Below are 16512 nucleotides of genomic sequence, written 5' to 3'. Positions count from 1 at the left end.
TCATTTCCAAGGCTTGGGTCAATTTGAGGCTGTCGCGGCTTCGAGGGCGCGAGACAGGCGTTCCTCTTCGCCGAAATAGCGGGCGCGATCCCAGAACGCTGGTCGCCCGATGCCCGTCGACTGATGCTGACCCAGAATCCGCCCGTTTTCGTCCTCGCCCAGCATCTTGAAGACAAAGATGTCCTGAAGGATCGGCACATCGCCCTCCATGCCGAGCACTTCTGTAATATGAGTGATGCGCCGGGATCCGTCCCTCAGGCGCACCGCCTGAATGATGACGTCAATCGACGAGACCGCCATTTCCTGAATCGTCTGCGACGGCAGATCATAGCCGCCCATCGTGATCATCGCGCCAAGCCGCGAAAGCGCCTCGCGCGGGGTGTTGGCGTGCAGGGTTCCCATCGAGCCGTCGTGGCCTGTATTCATCGCCTGAAGCAAATCGAATGCCTCGGGGCCACGGACCTCGCCGACGATGATCCGCTCGGGGCGCATCCGCAGGCAGTTCTTGACCAGATCGCGCATCGTCACTTCGCCCGTGCCCTCGACGTTCGGAGGCCGGGTTTCCAGCCGCACGACGTGCGGCTGTTGCAGCTGGAGCTCGGCACTGTCCTCACACGTCACGATACGCTCTTCGGACCCGACATATTTGGTGAGGCAATTCAAGAGCGTCGTCTTGCCCGAGCCGGTGCCGCCCGAGATCAGGACATTGCATCGCACCCGGCCGATGATCTTGAGGATCTCGGCGCCTTCCGGCGTGATCGAGCCGAATCCGACCAGTTGGTCCAGCGTCAGCTTATCCTTCTTGAATCGCCGGATCGTCAGGCTGGGCCCGTCGATCGCCAGCGGCGGCGCGATCACGTTGACGCGGCTGCCGTCCGGCAAACGCGCGTCACAGATCGGACTGGATTCGTCGAGGCGGCGACCAACCTGGCTGACGATGCGCTGGCAGATGTTCAAAAGCTGTTCATTGTCGCGAAAGCGGATGTTCGTCTGCTCGACCCTGCCGCCAACCTCAATGTAGATCAAGTTGGTGCCGTTCACCATGATATCCGAGATGTCGTCGCGCGCCAGCAAAGGCTCCAAGGGGCCATAGCCCAGCACGTCGTTGCAGATCTCTTCGGTCAGTTCGGCCTGTTCGCGGCTGGACAGCACGGCACGCTTGGCCGCAAGGATATCGCTGACAATGTCGCCCACCTCGCTGCGCGCAGCCTGAAGGTCCAGTCGCCCCAGCTCGGTGATGTTGATCGCTTCGATCAACGCGCCAAAGATTTCCTTCTTGAGGTCAATATATTCGGCGGCGGTTTCCGGCGCCGCGACCTTGGGTGTGATCCGCTCTGGCACTGGGGCCTCTTGCGGGCGCGGCGCGCGCAGGGGCGCGTCAACGGGCTTGCGCTCCGGCGTGCTAGGCGGGCTGGCGGGCCGTTTCTCGGCGGGAACGGGCGAGACACCTTGCGAAGAGTTGCCAAGCGCGGTTCGTTTTCCAAAGGTCGGTGACATGACGGTTCTCTCCATTTCCGGCAAGGCGTGACGCGGAGCTCCGCGTTCAGCCAAGACCCAGAAGCCTGCTCAGCCCGAGACGTTTGGCCAGCCCGCCGCGCGCCCGCGGCTTGCCTTGATCCGTCAGGGCCCGCGCCACGTCCCGCATGCATCCTTGCGCCTTGCTGCGCGGCGCCTGCTCGCGGATCGTGCGACCCTCGGCCGAGGCGTTGCCAAAGATCTTAGGATCGAACGCCACTGCCGCGCAGGTTTGGACGCCCACACTTTTGGCGAACTTGCTGGCGGCAATCTCTCGGCGTTTCGGCATGTGGCAGGAGTTGAGAATGACGCGCGGCGACGCATCGTTGGGTCGCAAGGCGCGCAGTTTCACCATCAGCGCCCGTGCATTGCGCAGGTTCGGCAGGTCGGGCGATGCGACCACGATCACCTCATCGGCCAGCGTCAACGCATTGCGGCAGGCCGCCGACCAGTCATTCGGCAGGTCCAGAACCACGACGGGGAAAGAGGCGCGCGCAATATCTATCAGCCGCTCGATCGCGTCCGGGGCGGGATCGATGTCGCCCAAGGGGTCATCAAAACCTGGCAGAACGCTCAGGTAATTCCCGCGCTGCACCGTCAGCCGGTCAAGAAGCGCGGCGTCGAGCTTGCTTGGATCCTCGATATATTTTTCAAGCTTCGTCACCATCTTCAGATCGAGGTTCACAGCAACCGTTCCGAACCGGAAATCAAGATCCAGCAAGAGCGTGGGGGTGGCGCGCTCCTCGGCGATGGTCCAGGCAACATTCTGCGCGAGGGTGGACGCACCGACGCCGCCCTTGGCACCGATGAAGGCATAGACCTTACCAAGCGTCGCCTCGGCCTCTTGCGCAAAGAGCTTCTGGACCATCGCGACATAGGCAAAGGGTGTGACCGGGCCAACAAGGTAGTCAGCTATTCCGCGTGTCATTAGCGTTCTGTAGAGGGCGATGTCATTCTCGGCCCCAAGCACGACCACCTTGGTGTCGGGGTCGCAGACCTCGGCCAGCGCGTCCAGTTCGGCCAACAGCGCCTCGCCCGCCGAAGAGACCTCGACAACCAGGAGGGATGGCGTCCGTGCATTCTGAAAACTCTGGCGTGCCTGCGCGATGCCGCCGTCCTTCACCTCTGTCTTGACGCGGGTCAGGCGGCGATCCTGGCGCGCACGTTCGATCATTGCGCGCGTTGCATCGTTCAGACAGAAGACGGCCGCCGTCAGATGCGGCACGCGCGCGCTTGAAGGCAGCAGGCCGGTAGGCTGGGCGGCGTCCTCTTTGATGACTGCGGAATGTTTCATCTTGGTATCCTTTGCCTCACGCGGGGTACGGTGAGGGATCGACGTCAGTTAATCTCGACGTCCTCTATGACAGTCCCGCGGCGGACGCGGATTGTTCGGACGGGCGCCTCGATCTCCATCGACGCCTCCGCCGGTGTTGCATCCAATGGCCGAAGCGAGAGCGAGAGCGTGCCTGTCGTTTCGGCGGCGGTGACGACTTCGACCTGCCGTTCGGTCAATTCGAGGGTCGCCGTCTTGCCAAGGACGGTGCCCGACTCGGTGTCCTCGGTCGTCTGATCTATGGCCAGAACCCGGACGCCCTTGAGAAGGGTACGGCTGCTGGCCGTGCGGCCCTCACTCTCGCGCGATGCCTTTACCGTGTGCAGGACATCGACGCGATCATTCGGCAGGATGAACCCGCCAGCGGTGCTCTGCGCATTCACATTGATCGCGACCGCACGTTTTCCGGGCGCCAGCGTCGCCGCGAGGAACCCGTTGGGGTGCATCGACAGGGCCGCCTCCGAAATCGGCTCACCCGCCGCAAGCGGGCGGGCGGCATACCGACCTGAAAGCTGGTTGAGCGCCTCGGGCCGCGCCGTGCGCTCGATGAAGGTGGCCGGCACCGCATCGGCGGGCCAGTCCAGCCATTTCATGGCCCCGGCGGCCACTTGATCGCCCCGCGGCACGTCTTGCGCAGCGACCAGCACCGCAGTGCGCTCCGTGGCGGCAGGTGCCGGTGTCTCGGCGACCGGATCGGATGCAGGGCCGGTATTCTGCGCCGCGATCCACGCGGCACCGCCCCCCGCCACCAAGGCGACAATCAAGATGAGAGGTCTAAGCATTTATGTCCTCCAAGCAGCGGCGAGTGAGAGCGTTCAGCCCGTCACGAGAGCCCCAGGGCGTAGGAAAACGGTGGCGAGCGCCGCCGCCGCAATGGCGATTCCGTAGGGCACGCGAGGCGGCAAACGGTCTGCCGGGGTGTGCGCATCGCCCATCCGCTGGGCACGGGCGTGATGCGCAACGACAGCCAAGGTCAGCACCCCGCCAGCCATGGCCGTCAGCAAGAGAAATCCGGACGTCGCCGCAGGTCCGAGCCAGAGCGCGGTTACGGCAAGCAGCTTGACGTCGCCGCCCCCCATCCACCCGCGTGCAAAGAGGATCATCCCGCCTGCAAGGATCGCCGCGCAGACAGCACTGCGGCCTGCAATCTCAGCCAAGTCAGGGGGCGACAGGGCGGCAGTTACCGCAAAGCCAGCCAGCAGATAGAGGACGAGCGCATTCGGAATGCGCATCTGCACCGCATCGCTTGTGGCGGCCCAGATATGCGCACTGATGAACCAGACCGACGCCAGGATCAGGATACCGTCATGCATGATGGTGCGCCGTACTGAGGTCGTTTATTGCCGGATCGGGCCGCACCGCCTTGCCGTCATAGTGACGGAAATGGCGGTGCGGATCGAGAAAAACGACGGGAAGTTAACCGCCGGTGCCGTCATCTCACTGAAGCTCGGTGGAAACTTCGCCGAAAATACCGGCTAGGTCAGTGCCGAGGGTCGTAAGCGCTGTGATGAGGCCCACGGCCACGAGAGCGGCGATCAAGCCATACTCGATGGCAGTCGCGCCGGAGTCGTTCCGCTTGAGGTTCTTGATGAGGTACAACATGTAAAAAAAGCCCTTCATTACTGGGTTATCCGGCCAAACCGGCACGTCGATCGACGCTGCGGTCCCGATGCGACGAGCGCCGTGGACGAGGCGTCGTCTACACCCGAACATGAGGCGCACTGGCGCCAATCACCAGCTAGCGTGGTGGACTGGCCATTTGGGCAGGTATGTTCAGGAGTTGACATGGCCGGAGTCCGGCCCTGCGTTTGCGACGTTCAGCCCGGCCTTACGCCTCGGGGTTGGCCTCGCCGGCAAGCGCATCCTCGACCTTCGCGATCAGCTCGTTCGTGCGGAAGGGCTTGAAAAGCATCGGTATATTGCTGGGCACATGCCTTTCCTTGGGCAGAGCATCCCGCGCATATCCGGATGTGAAAAGCACCTTGAGATCTGGGTGCAGCTCTTGTGCTTTTCGGGCGAGTTGAACGCCATTCACGCCGCCGGGCATGACGATGTCGGTAAAGAGCAGGTCAAAATCTCCATCCTGCTCCAATAGCTCCAGCGCTTTCGCCCCGTTCACAGCCTCCACGATGCGGTATCCCGACCGACTCAGCGCAGTGTGCACGAATGCCAGCAGATCGGCATCGTCCTCGACGAGCAGGATACGCTGCCCGGTTTCCCGGCTTGGCACCGTGGGGGGCTTTGGCGGAGTGGCTGCCGCTGGCTCTCTGGACTCTGGAAAGCTGAGGATGACGGTCGTGCCCTCGCCCGGTTCGGACTTGATACGGGCATGGCCGCCAGATTGCTTCACGAAGCCATAGACCGAACTCAGGCCCATGCCCGTGCCGACCCCCGGCTCCTTTGTGGTAAAGAACGGCTCGAAGGCACGTTCCACGACTTCCGGTGCCATACCGCAGCCGTTGTCCGAGACGTCGATCCGGATGTAGTTTCCGGGGCCGGGATGGTTTTCATGGTTGCTGTCCTCAACCGTCTTGTACCGCGTCCTCAAGGTGATCTGCCCTCCTTGCTCGATCGCCGCGACGGCGTTGACGACAAGATTGAGCAGCGCCGCCTCCAGCTTGTCAGGATCCACATGGGCAATCATCGGCGCGTCAGTCAGATCGTAAAGCAGTTCGATACTGGCATCCGCGGCGCGTTCAAAAAGGCTGGCCGACCGGCGAATCAGCGCGTTTACGTCCGTAGGCCGCATTTCCAGTGTCTGGCGCCGGGAGAAGGCCAGAAGATCGCTCGAGACACGCGCGCCGCGCTCGGCCGCATCCTCGATTGACTGAAGCAACGGGCGCAGCGACGACCCCTCCCCCATATCATCGAGCAAAATGTCGCAGTTGCCCAGGATGATCGTAAGCAAGTTATTGAAATCATGCGCAATACCGCCCGTCAAATGACCGACTGTTTCCAGCTTTTGTGCCTGATGCAACCGCGCATCAAGGGCCCGCAGGTCGGTGACATCCGTCATGGCACCCACCATCCGGCGCGGTGTGCCGTCCTCGTCCCGGACGATGAATGCCTTGTCGGCCAAGGTGCGCCACGAGCCGTCCTGTGCCTTGATCCTGTATTCTGATCGCCACGCCTCGGCATCCCCGGTCAATGCGGCATCAAGGCTTTCGGTGATTTTCAATCGGTCGTCGGGATGGATCCGCTCGAGCACGTTCTCGATACGGCCCTCCATGATGTGTTCGACGTGCCATTCGGAGATCTTGCCAAAGATCGTCCCGGAGTTGTCGCTGTTCCAGATCACACCCGTCTGCATGTCCCAATCCCAGATGATGTCCTGGCTTGCCAGGCTGGCAAGTCGGAACTGCTCTTCGCGGGCGCGCAGACAACTTTCGGTCGCGCGCCGCCGGGTCGTGTTTCTCTGGATCGAGACGAAATGGGTGCACTCGCCTGCCGAGTTGAACAGCGGGGTGATGTCCATCTCTGTCGTGAAAGGGGTGCCGTCCTTGCGATAATTCGTCACTTCCGTGCGTATGGGCCTCTGGGCCACGATGGCGCTGCGAATTTCGTCCAAGCGTTCCCGTTCGGTCTCCGGCCCTTGCAGCAGGCGCGGTGTTGCGCTGAGGATCTCGTCCAGTGAATAGCCGGACATCGTGGTAAAAGCGTCGTTTGCAAAGACCACACGCGGGCCGGGCAGATCGACGTTTTTCGCCTCGGTGATCAGCACCACGTCGCTGACTTGCGCGACGGCGGCGTCCAGCAGGCGCAAGCGCGCGTTGGTGTCGCGCTCCTCGGTCACGTCGTATAGGTAGATGGCGACACCTGCCGAGGTGGGATGCACCGTGACCTTGACGCAGTGTCTGGGCGTGGGAATCGCTGCCTCAAAGCTCTGGCACTGGCCCGTTGCCACCGCCTCGGTGACCATCTGCTCCAGCCTGGATTCGGCGGCCAACGGGATATCGCGCCAGATATTCTCGCCCACCAGTTCGAGTTCAGCCACACCCAGAATGCTGTGCGCCCTGCGGTTCATGTAATGGATCGTGCCGTCGCGATCATGAATGACAAAGCCACCCGACAGCCCGTCCAGTATCGTCTGCAAAAGCCCGCGCACCTCTTCGGCGGCGATGGTGGCGGTGACCAGTTCGTCAACATCCTGAGTGGCGCCGTGAACGGCGACGATGGTGCCAGACGCATCGCGCTCTGCCTCGCCTGTCACGCGCAGCCAGGTCTCCTTGCCATCATACCTGCGGTATTTCGCAACCTCGTCAAAGGCAGCGCCAGTTCCCACGCATGTCCAGAAACTGCGCTCCATCCGCGCGCGGTCCTTGCCGGCCAGAAGGCGGTCCATTGCCTCCTCTACGGGGAAATTCCAGTCACCCTCGATACCGACCAGTTTGGCCGTCTCGCGCGTCCCGGTAAACATGCGGGTCTCGACTTCATAGCGCCAAGCGCCGACATTCGCCAACTTCCCGGCAAGCCGTTCGAGCTTTTGCGACCTTGCCAGCGCCGTCTCCTTGTTGCGAAGGTCGGTTATATCCTGAAGGATGCCAGATATCGCGCCTTCGGTGTCGCCTGCTACCGCCCCGTCCGGCCCCGTCCGGGCATAAAAAACGCGGACATCTCCGGCTGCGTCGGTGGCGCGGAACTCCACATCCGTCATCCGGGCCTCTTCTACGGCGCGCTCCAAGGCGGCATCGAAAACCTCACGGTCGTCCGACACGATCCGTTCGCGCAGGTCGTCGAGTTGCACTACTCCGCCCTCTTCGGGAAGGCCCAGAAGCACCTGGATTTGGCGGGACGCGCGCACGGATTTGCGATCCGGAAGGATTGTCCACACGCCCAGACCGGCAAGCTCGCACGCCTGATCCAGCGTGACGCCCTGGGCATTTAGGCGCACGGCCATGTCATCGAATGCGTTTTCGAGGTGCCCAAGAGCACCCGGCAGATCGTTCTCTAGCGCGGCGCCACCAGATTCGGGGGATGCGGCACCAAGCATGCGGCGAATCGGTGCCCCCATCCGGCGTTGCTGGCGCCGCATGGCAAAAAGGGACGCACCCAGTCCGATCACGAGCCCCGCCAGCGCCGCCATCACTGACGTCCACGGCAGACCCGATATCAGACCGGCCTGCGGCACGGCCGCGATGGCAGGAAAACTGCGGTGCCCATAAGACGCCTCGCGGACCAGCCCTGCCCGGCCTGCTTCAGCCAGATCGGTGCGGGTAAAATCAACGGAGGCCAACTCCAGTCCCACCGCCCCTGGGGACACCACATCCCCAAAGCCCGAAAGCTGCGGAAACTGCCTCGTCGCAGGTGGGGCGCGATCATGGAGGCGCTTTGACTGCTCATTATCATTTCGGCTTTTTCCGAAGCCTTCGGCGACGCCACCAACGAGAACCACACATGAAAGCATTAAAACAGATATGTGTTTCAATGGTTTATCAAACGCCATGACGTCCCGATCGTTATCTAATTCATCGCATTCGGCGCAACGTGCCTTTTGCGTCATTGCGCGAAAAAACGGCAATCCAACAGAAATTGGGAGCGCGTTTTCATCGCCATTGGCCCTCAAAAAGTCCTAGGGCCACAACGATCAAGGAAAATCATGATTGGTTGAGGTGGCGCTTTGGGGGTCGGCTATAACCTTGCCAAATTCTAACCTCAAAAAGTGTTCAGGCCAATGGGAATTTCCGCCATACCACCCCATAATTCCCCAGTTGTATAAAATTTATCCGACCAGAAATAAGCGCTGTGTCTTCTATAAATTATCACAGCCTCTTGCCTAGACGGCCGTTTGCTTCAGCTATATGGTAGTCTCCCAAAGAGTAGCGCTGTTTACTCTTACTCAAAAAAACACGAGTTGCACCCGTTATTGTTGTATTTCGCTCGTTTATTTCGTGCTATGGTTGTGACAATTTGGCGCATCGCAGGAACGTCCAAAACACCTTTCGTCCGAGCCCATTCTTTCTGTCAGAATGCGGCCCAGTTCAGCTAAAGGCTGACCCAACGCCAGATCGGTCCAGCCAAGGAAAAATCTTAGGGAGCTTCAGTCTCATCGAAAAAANCGCTGCGATGGCTGAGGTCTCCGCGTCGGACGCGCCTACCGAAGGCACGAAATATGGGAGCGGCTCAAGCACCGGTGCGCCCGACTACCCACACGGAACGAGAAGGGACCAAAAAATCATGTCGCCCCAGATTGCACTGTCAGCGCTCTCGCCGATCATCGTCATTGACGATGACGAATTCTTTCGTGTCGCCATAGAAACCGTCCTGTGCGAGCGTTTTGGAGTTGAGACCGTCGTCATTTGCGCGGCGGCACAGGAGGCCATCGAGCAGCTTTCGGGCAACACGGTTTTCGGCCTTTGCCTCGTCGATCTGAACATGCCCGGCATCGAAAACCGTCACCTGCTGGAGACCTGCAAAACCGCGCAACCCGACAGCCGCCTTGTGGTGCTGTCGGCCTCCCGATCGCGCGAGGACATCCTCATGGCGCTCTCAGCAGGGGCGCAAGGCTTCATCAACAAGGGTCTGGGCATTCGCGAAACGGAAAGCGCGCTTCAGCAGATTGCCGATGGGGCCGTCTATGTGCCCCCCTTCACCCCGCAGGAGGGCAAGGCCGCAGCAGATCGCCATACCGATCGCCGCCCCCCTTCGGTCCCTCTGTCCGCACTGACGCCTCGTCAGTTGGAGGTGCTTAAGCTTCTCGTTGCAGGACATCCGAACAAGGCGATTGCGCGCGAGCTGGGCATCAATCCCAGCACCGTAAAGTTTCACCTTTCTTTCATCTTCCAAATTCTGGGCGCCTCGAACCGCGTCGAGGCTGCCATGCTCGGCACAAAGCTTCTTAAGGAAAACGGTCAGTAAAAGATCAAACCCACCGTCACCCTGCCAGCGCGTGTGATCCAGCCCTTACAGCCAAACGGACAGGCGCGCCGCCAGATCACGGCGACGGTATGGTTTTGGCAAGACTTCCACGTTCTGCTTGATTTTCATTTTGGCAGTTTGCAAAGCGTCGGGATCACCCGAGGTCAGGATTATCCCCAGATCCGGTTTGATCGCGAGGACATCCTTTGCCAGCTGCGCACCGCCCGGCCCGCACCCCAAGCGGATGTCTATGATAAGAACCCGAATATCGGCATCATCTTGCAACCGCAGCAAAGCGGACGCAGCATCCCCGGCGGTAACACATTCATGCCCTAGGGAGATCAACACGCGTTCGGTAAACTCGCGCATCATGTGATCGTCGTCAACGACGAGCAATTTCTTGTCTGACTTTACCATTTACCGCCCACTTAAAAAAGTCACAGATACCAAACACAGATATCGAAGGGCGGCAAATTTGAATAATAGCCACCGAATTCATGCTTCGACAAAATGGGCCATATCAGATCATTTCATTCTCGCCCACGATTTTTTGCCAATCGCCAACCCGGCGCACATGACATCAATCCGACGGCATGACCGGAAAACATGCCTCAACCTCGATCCAGATGTCGGGCAACACGACGAGGACGCTGGCAAAGCGGCTTCGGATGCCGACTCTGGCAAAATCATCGACCCCGTGACAATCCGAAACCGCATCGGGCGTGACCGTGTCCTCGGCAATCGTGATGAGCCAGCTTGCGGCCTGCTGCCGGACAAAGCCCAAGGTCGCGGGCCGGTCCATTGTCTCGCCCGAAAAACAAGGCTCGACTTGCAGACCCAGGCACCGCGCGCCAGTCGATGCCGAATCCTGCAAAGCATGGCGCGTCCACATGTATCGACTGAGTTCGATAGACCCGCCAAGAAGCAGCATCAGCGGCAGCGCGATCGCCGCAAATTCGATCGCCACGGCGCCGCGACGATCCAGAAGAAATCTGCGCAGCTTGCCGCAGCCGGTCACTGCAACCTCAGGACAGCACGCGCTGAAACCGTATCGTCCTGAATGAAGGCATATCCGGGAAAGATCGCGACGTGGCGGGCGGTCGCGGAAATCTGCACGAATTGTCCGGCGGTGTCGCCAGCACCACAAGGCGTGCCGCAACTCGTTGCGGCGCCCCAGACGATGCCCTCTTGCGACGGGACCGCGCAGTAGCATGCTGCGGCGTCGCCGGACAGAGGAGTCACGGTCGTCGAAGTGCCGTCCAAATTCGCCCTCGCCCCGTTGTTTACCACAACCTCGGCCGTATCCATCGCGCCGCTCTGCATCAGTGTGACAAGCCTCTCGGCCATCTGCTCGGCGGCCTCGTTATCGCCGGGCGCGGGTTGCAGCAGCGCGTATTCGGCGGCGGCGGTCAGGCGTGCATCCAGCTCCAGCTTGCCGAAGGTCGCGCTGCCGATGTCGATGATGCCAGCGAGAATGAACAGCAAGATGGGTGCGATAAGTGCAAATTCGACCGCGACGCTGCCGCTTTCGCCTCGCACCAATCGCCGTGTCCCCAGGACATGGAACCATTTCATTTCAGTATCGCCACCTGAGCGATGGCACCCGCGCCCAAGAAGTTGCAATCGGACGCCAAGGACGCCCCCCCCGTCATCGTGATCTCGGCCGCGATGATCTGAAGGCAGCCTCCGTCGCCGCCACTGGCACTCGCGCCGCCCGCGAGCGTGATCGGCCCGTTGGGAAAATAGGCCGAGCCAGTGACGATGCCATCCCGCGCCCCTGCCCGGAACGTGGCGCCTGCACTATTCATCGGGTCAAGCGGGCCAACGAGGGCAATATCGGCAAAGGGTCCGGTGTCGGGAGACGAAACCTTGACATCGCTATAGCCCGAGCTGACGCAAAACGCCTGATCGTCACATCCCCAATTCCCCGGCTCCGGGCCCTCGGCCGAAATCAGGAATGTCGTATCAATGGCCTCGACGCTGATGGTCTCGCCTTTGCACGCTGAATTACCGCCGCCATCCCCACCGAGATGCACGTATCCGCTGACCGCGTAGGCCCCTGAACCAAAGCGGATCGCACCAGAGGCCTTGATCGAGCCGTTGATCTCGTGAAGGGCAGCTGCGGAAATATCGAGGCAACTGCCGCCATTACCGCCTGTAATCCATCCTGCGACCTCGAAAACGCCGTCGTCCACATCGCCCATGTAAATCTGCGAACCGCCCCCGATCGAAATCGCATCGTCCCGCGATGAGGGGCCTAGACGAAAGCTGTTGCCCGTTCCCGTGCCGAGGGTCATGACCGCGCCGCCCTCAGTGCGCACCCCATATGGCAGCACGAATTCACTGGGTCCGGCAAAGGAAATGCGGCTCGACGTACAGATGCTATAGTTGGCCCCACTGCAATTGGTGCTGGATCTTCCGATCCGGTAGGTGCCCGCGCCAAACTCGGTGTTCGTGCCTCCGCCCGTGAAAATGCCTTGGGCAACATTGTAGGTGCCGCCAGCAAAGCTCATGGAAGAGCCGCCATTCTGGATGCTTCCCGAGATATTGTAGACCACGTCTTGCGAGGCACCGGGGTTGAAACGCAGCCTCAGGCCGCCCCCAAGCGTCACATTGCCGATGTTCACCGTGGTCTGGCCCGGCGGGCAGGAGAACGTCCACTCGCTGTTCGCATCGGCGAATGAGGCAGTGCAGCCGACGGCCTCGGCCTGGGCGATGGTTGTGCCCTGGTTCCAGCCAAACTCGATATTCGGACCCGGCGCAACAACCACATCCTCGGGCGGCTCAAGCGCCAAGGTTCTGGCCATCTGCGCGCTGGCCAGCTGTATGGCGTCAGAGCCCGCCAATGGATCAGGCGACGGCCGGCGGACGATTTGCGGCGGCGAACCATCGGGCGATGTGATGGTTTTGCATTTTCCCTTGTCCGGGCTGTCTGCCGAGTCGTAGCTGACCGCCTTGGTTATGATGCTTGCGCCGCAGGAGGCCTCTACCCCGGCGTTCGATGCAACGCCGCATTCGGCCGTGTGCAGCGACGTTCCTCCCGAAAGAGTGATGCCGCTACCGCTGGGATCAAGCGCCTGGATGCAGGCCGGTGCGCCGCTCAATGCCCCGGCAACTGCAGAGGCCACCACATCGACCTTGGCATCCCCGCCCACGAGGCGCGGCAGGAAGAGCGGGCGCGGCGCAGTGATGGTGGCGCGCACGGCCCCGCCCGAAGCGGTCGAGAAGGAGGTATCGAATTCAACGGCGATCTCGCTGTCGGCAAAACCGTTCAGCCGGGCGATTGCCTTGGCCGCATCGACCATCGCATCCTCGCCGCTGTCGCGCGCGTACGCAACCGCGCCCGCATGGGATGCCAGGTCTGCGGTACGCTGCGCCTCGGAGCGCACGACGACCATCTGGCTGTATTCCAACGCGAGCCCGGTGAACCCCAAAACCACGGGGAGCGACAGCCCGGCAATCGTCGCAACACCGCCGTCGACGCGCGTGGCGAAATCCGCAAGATGATCTGCCAGCCTTTTCAGCCCCCCGAGGCGCGCGCGCGGCGCCAGACGCTGCGCGGGTGGCAGTGGCGTTTCGCTGCTTTCCTTGGGATCGCGGGGGTCGAGCTTCACGTTATTGGCCCTGCTCTGATTTGTAGCATGTGCTATGAAAACGGCGCGGAATCCGGCGGCAGGGGCTTCGCGCTCCGAGCCGACGCAAGCGGATGCGGATGGCGGTATGGCACGTCGTCGTCCCTGCCCCGCGCCACTGTTCGCGCGTCAGTCCCGTGCCGCGTCACTCCAGGGTGCCTGCCAGTCATCTGGGGCACGCAAGTTGTATCCGATGCCGTAATGCGTGGTGATCTCAATAGGGAAGTCCGTCTTTTCCAGAGCGCGCCGCAGGCGTTTGACAACGCTGTTGAGCGCCCGCTCATCGGATGCTTTTCCGTTAAGATGTTTCAACTGGTCACAGATATAGCCGTAGGTTCTGATGCGCGGCTTGGCGTCCCACAGAATTCCGAGAATCTGCACGCTCTGCCGGTCGGCGTGTGGCAGCGCGTCCTTGATCCTGCCGAACCCTTCCTTGGCCTCGGCCAGATCCCGTTCGAGCACTTCAAGCAGATACTCCTTGGCTTCCGTGTCGGTCAGTTCGGCGATGCATTCGCGGTGGTACGTGGCCTCCGCGCGGAGCGACACGTTTTTTCCACGCGAGAAGCTGGCGGGCGAGAAACTGGGGGAAACAACGATGCCCATGTAACATTCCTTTCGGCGTGCTTTTACCTAAAGTGACCTAGGGCCGAGGAAGTAGGCCAGAACATGAAGGTCACCGTATCAAGTTAGGGCCCCCATCACACTGATACTATTTAGTCTGATGGGCTGGCCAAATGGCCAGCCCTGGGGGCGGCGGCGGCCAGCGTGAGGGAGGACCATGGCTTGTTTCTGGACGGCGGGGGCGCGACATCCAGGCGGCACGGCAGCAGATGCGAATCGCCGAAACCGGCGTGAATTCTTGGGCCACGCACCTTTAAGGCGGGCTATCCCCCACTCAGGTCCAGAGCTTCCGCAGGATGCAGACAATTCCAGCGATGAGGGTCTTTGCACCCTGTGCAAGGCGAGGGTTGCGGCGCACGGGCCCTGCCATCTTGGGGCCGACCCGCCAGTAAAATGCGATAAAGGCGCGCCCCCACGCACGGTCCACCAGCCATTGATCGCGAAAAGCGCGCAGGAACACCACGTCCGAATGCCACGGATCGCCATAGGCAGCGGTTGCGACAAAGCATGTTCCCCCGCCACCCTCCGCGTCCTCCTCGTCGGGCTTCTCTTCTTCTTCCTCTTCTTCCTCTTCCTCGTCGATCTTCGGGATCTCAGGCAACGGATCTGCGTCCTCCTCCGCGGTGTCCTCGGAGAGGTCATCGCTCATCAGTTCATCGCTCGCTTCTTGTGCCGTCAGATAAGTGTATCCGCCCGACTCCGCCTCCTGAAACGCGGCGTCGCCGTAAAGGATGCCCTCAACCATCAAATCCGGCGGCGGCGCATCGCCGTAAAACCCGTTCTCAACCCGAAGCTCCCGAAGCATTTCCTCTTCAGGGTCCGGTGTGATCGAGATGATCGGATCATCCTCCTCGGCCCGGATCTGCGCCGCCTCCTGGAACGCGTCCAGTGCCACGCCGCGCATCTCGACCGAGCCGGTCTGTGCATAATTCAGGACGGTGTTGCCATCCTTGTTTTCATAAAGCTCGACGCTCAGCGGATCGATGTCATCCTGAAGCGTTATCCGGTCGAGTCCGACCTTGAAGTCGAGAATGACATCGGCGCCGCCCTCCTCATAGAAGTGAAAGCGGTTGACGGCCTCGTCCCCTCCACCGCCCTCTAGCGTGTCGTTGCCTTGGCCACTGAACAGCTTGTCATGACCTTCGCCGCCCCTGAGCAGGTCATCACCCCGCCCGCCGTGCAGATAATCGTCTCCATCACCGCCCTCGAGCGTATCGTCCCCATCGCCGCCCCAGATCATGTCATCACCAGCGCCACCATAGGCGACATCATTGTCGATGCCAGCCGCGATCAGGTCGTCTCCAAGCCCGCCAAAAACCGTGTCATTACCGTTATTTGCATCGATCACGTCATCCCCGGTGCTGCCCGTCATCGTCTGCTCGCCGTCCGAGCTGACGGCATCCGGATTGTTCTTGCTGCCGAACATATGGGACGCGGCCTTGTCGCCGGTGTCGGCGGCAACCTCCGCTCCGGCCTGGTTCCAGTTCAGGTTCAGATCGTCTTCCCGGTCTTCGTAGAACTCTCGCGGAACAAAGTTCTTGGGGTTTTCATACTCGACCGTCTCTGCCGCCCGGAGCGTCTCAAGGGCCTCCGACTTGAGGAAATGCCGCTCTTCGCCGATCAGGTCCGACGTGCCGTTCTGCAGATCACGCGCGCCCTCGAGCGCGTAGAAGGCATTGTCCCCGATGGCGAGGAAGTTCTGAACGCCGAGGTTTTCGGCGCTGAATTCCGGGTGCTCGATGCTGACCACCCGAACCTCGACTTCGTTCCCGCTTGGCAGTGTGAGGGTCTTGGGCAGATCACTCAGGTTGATCGCGGTGCCCTCGATCAGGAGGTTGTCCGAGGTGGGGTCATAATCATCAAGACGGCCAATGATTGGCGCGGCATTCTCGTCGATATTGGTAAAGTGAAACGTATCCTGGCCGTGCCCGCCATAGGCGTGGTGCCCCTGGTGCCCGACAGCATCGGGAATCTTGGTCAGATCGAGGATGAACCAGTCGTTGCCTGTCGCACCGAACATGTGGATCTGACCGTTTTTCGGCACTGACCCTTCGAGGATGTCATCACCATCATAGCCGGCCAGGCCAACGCTGGAATGCGCCTCGACACTCAGGTCGCGGTGGTGAATGAGGTGGTCGTTCTCACCGGTGCCTCTAAGCTTGTCGGTGGTGAATGAGGTGGTCGTTCTCACCGGTGCCTCTAAGCTTGTCGGTGGTGAAATCATCTTGAATGAGGGTGTCTGCGATCGGGCGAATGTATGTCATCAGGGATTTCCAACTGCGCCCGCTGGCTTTCGGGTTGGGTTTGAGGGACTTTGGCCCGCACCGTCGGCGCGCCCTGAGGCAAGTCAGGGACGCACGCCTCCGGCACCTCGCCTGCGCGGCGTCCGTTGGCGCCGTGTCAGCGGGATAGGTGCGAACGGGATGAAATCAGCAAACACTGCCGCCAGAGCGGTGAGCGGCGGGGCATGCCGCGCGGCGCTGCCTTGTTGGGCAAGCGGCAGAGCGCGTCTCGGAGTTTCAGAACGCGAAGCCCTTGGCGCAATGCGACGCGCCG

General features: G+C 61.3%; 13 protein-coding genes. 1 reads left to right on the top strand and 12 read right to left on the bottom strand.

What is annotated here, in order from left to right; all coding sequences use genetic code 11:
- Positions 1 to 18: 18 nt before the first annotated feature.
- The 6 genes from V8352_RS00705 to V8352_RS00680 form a co-directional block, all read right to left on the bottom strand.
- Positions 19 to 1497, bottom strand: coding sequence for an ATPase, T2SS/T4P/T4SS family (locus V8352_RS00705; protein ID WP_336422327.1), 1479 nt, complete (start codon positions 1495 to 1497; stop codon positions 19 to 21).
- Positions 1498 to 1543: 46 nt separating this feature from the next.
- Positions 1544 to 2809: an AAA family ATPase gene (locus V8352_RS00700; protein ID WP_336422326.1), complete on the bottom strand. Its 1266-nt coding sequence runs from the start codon at positions 2807 to 2809 to the stop codon at positions 1544 to 1546.
- Between the two features lie 44 nt (positions 2810 to 2853).
- Positions 2854 to 3630 (bottom strand): Flp pilus assembly protein CpaB, encoded by a 777-nt coding sequence (gene cpaB / locus V8352_RS00695; protein WP_336422325.1) that lies wholly within the window; start codon positions 3628 to 3630, stop codon positions 2854 to 2856.
- A gap of 33 nt (positions 3631 to 3663) precedes the next feature.
- On the bottom strand, positions 3664 to 4161 hold the full coding sequence (locus V8352_RS00690) for an A24 family peptidase (protein ID WP_336422324.1): 498 nt from the start codon (positions 4159 to 4161) through the stop codon (positions 3664 to 3666).
- Positions 4162 to 4285: 124 nt separating this feature from the next.
- Complete coding sequence (locus V8352_RS00685; RefSeq protein ID WP_336422323.1) at positions 4286 to 4450, bottom strand: Flp family type IVb pilin; 165 nt, start codon at positions 4448 to 4450, stop codon at positions 4286 to 4288.
- A 226-nt stretch (positions 4451 to 4676) separates the two neighbouring features.
- Complete coding sequence (locus V8352_RS00680; RefSeq protein WP_336422322.1) at positions 4677 to 8081, bottom strand: PAS domain-containing protein; 3405 nt, start codon at positions 8079 to 8081, stop codon at positions 4677 to 4679.
- A 941-nt stretch (positions 8082 to 9022) separates the two neighbouring features.
- Between V8352_RS00680 and V8352_RS00675 the strand changes: the two genes are divergently transcribed.
- A complete protein-coding gene (locus V8352_RS00675; protein WP_336422321.1) occupies positions 9023 to 9703 on the top strand; it encodes a response regulator transcription factor in 681 nt (226 codons plus the stop codon).
- Positions 9704 to 9748: 45 nt separating this feature from the next.
- Here V8352_RS00675 and V8352_RS00670 read toward each other — a convergent pair whose 3' ends face one another.
- The 6 genes from V8352_RS00670 to V8352_RS00645 all read right to left on the bottom strand — a co-directional run bounded on the left by V8352_RS00670 (position 9749) and on the right by V8352_RS00645 (position 16147).
- Positions 9749 to 10120: a response regulator gene (locus V8352_RS00670; protein ID WP_336422320.1), complete on the bottom strand. Its 372-nt coding sequence runs from the start codon at positions 10118 to 10120 to the stop codon at positions 9749 to 9751.
- 163 nt (positions 10121 to 10283) lie between these two features.
- Complete coding sequence (locus V8352_RS00665) at positions 10284 to 10721, bottom strand: TadE/TadG family type IV pilus assembly protein (protein WP_336422319.1); 438 nt, start codon at positions 10719 to 10721, stop codon at positions 10284 to 10286.
- Positions 10718 to 11278 carry a TadE/TadG family type IV pilus assembly protein gene (locus V8352_RS00660; RefSeq protein ID WP_336422318.1) on the bottom strand — a complete coding sequence of 187 codons (561 nt, stop codon included), beginning with the start codon at positions 11276 to 11278 and terminating at the stop codon, positions 10718 to 10720. The genes V8352_RS00665 and V8352_RS00660 overlap by 4 nt, the downstream gene beginning before the upstream one ends.
- The gene (locus V8352_RS00655; RefSeq protein ID WP_336422317.1) at positions 11275 to 13317 is read right to left on the bottom strand and encodes a TadE/TadG family type IV pilus assembly protein; all 2043 of its coding nucleotides are present in this window, start codon (positions 13315 to 13317) and stop codon (positions 11275 to 11277) included. Before V8352_RS00655 ends, V8352_RS00660 begins: the two co-directional genes overlap by 4 nt.
- A 147-nt stretch (positions 13318 to 13464) precedes the next feature.
- Positions 13465 to 13938, bottom strand: coding sequence for a helix-turn-helix domain-containing protein (locus V8352_RS00650; protein ID WP_336422316.1), 474 nt, complete (start codon positions 13936 to 13938; stop codon positions 13465 to 13467).
- Between the two features lie 292 nt (positions 13939 to 14230).
- Positions 14231 to 16147: a calcium-binding protein gene (locus V8352_RS00645; protein WP_336422315.1), complete on the bottom strand. Its 1917-nt coding sequence runs from the start codon at positions 16145 to 16147 to the stop codon at positions 14231 to 14233.
- Positions 16148 to 16512: the final 365 nt, after the last annotated feature.

Origin of the sequence: Roseovarius sp. D0-M9 (assembly GCF_037083805.1) — a bacterium.
GTDB lineage: Bacteria > Pseudomonadota > Alphaproteobacteria > Rhodobacterales > Rhodobacteraceae > Roseovarius.
Note: the sequence above shows the minus strand (reverse complement) of the source record. Positions and strands in the feature narration are given on the sequence as shown.

Bases quoted from the DNA above. Each gene is read 5' to 3' on its own strand.
- V8352_RS00650 (WP_336422316.1), bottom strand. From the start codon at position 13,938: ATGGGCATCGTTGTTTCCCCCAGTTTCTCGCCCGCCAGCTTCTCGCGT.
- V8352_RS00700 (WP_336422326.1), bottom strand. From the start codon at position 2,809: ATGAAACATTCCGCAGTCATCAAAGAGGACGCCGCCCAGCCTACCGGC.
- V8352_RS00705 (WP_336422327.1), bottom strand. From the start codon at position 1,497: ATGTCACCGACCTTTGGAAAACGAACCGCGCTTGGCAACTCTTCGCAA.
- V8352_RS00675 (WP_336422321.1), top strand. From the start codon at position 9,023: ATGTCGCCCCAGATTGCACTGTCAGCGCTCTCGCCGATCATCGTCATT.
- cpaB (WP_336422325.1), bottom strand. From the start codon at position 3,630: ATGCTTAGACCTCTCATCTTGATTGTCGCCTTGGTGGCGGGGGGCGGT.
- V8352_RS00660 (WP_336422318.1), bottom strand. From the start codon at position 11,278: ATGAAATGGTTCCATGTCCTGGGGACACGGCGATTGGTGCGAGGCGAA.
- V8352_RS00670 (WP_336422320.1), bottom strand. From the start codon at position 10,120: ATGGTAAAGTCAGACAAGAAATTGCTCGTCGTTGACGACGATCACATG.
- V8352_RS00690 (WP_336422324.1), bottom strand. From the start codon at position 4,161: ATGCATGACGGTATCCTGATCCTGGCGTCGGTCTGGTTCATCAGTGCG.
- V8352_RS00685 (WP_336422323.1), bottom strand. From the start codon at position 4,450: ATGTTGTACCTCATCAAGAACCTCAAGCGGAACGACTCCGGCGCGACT.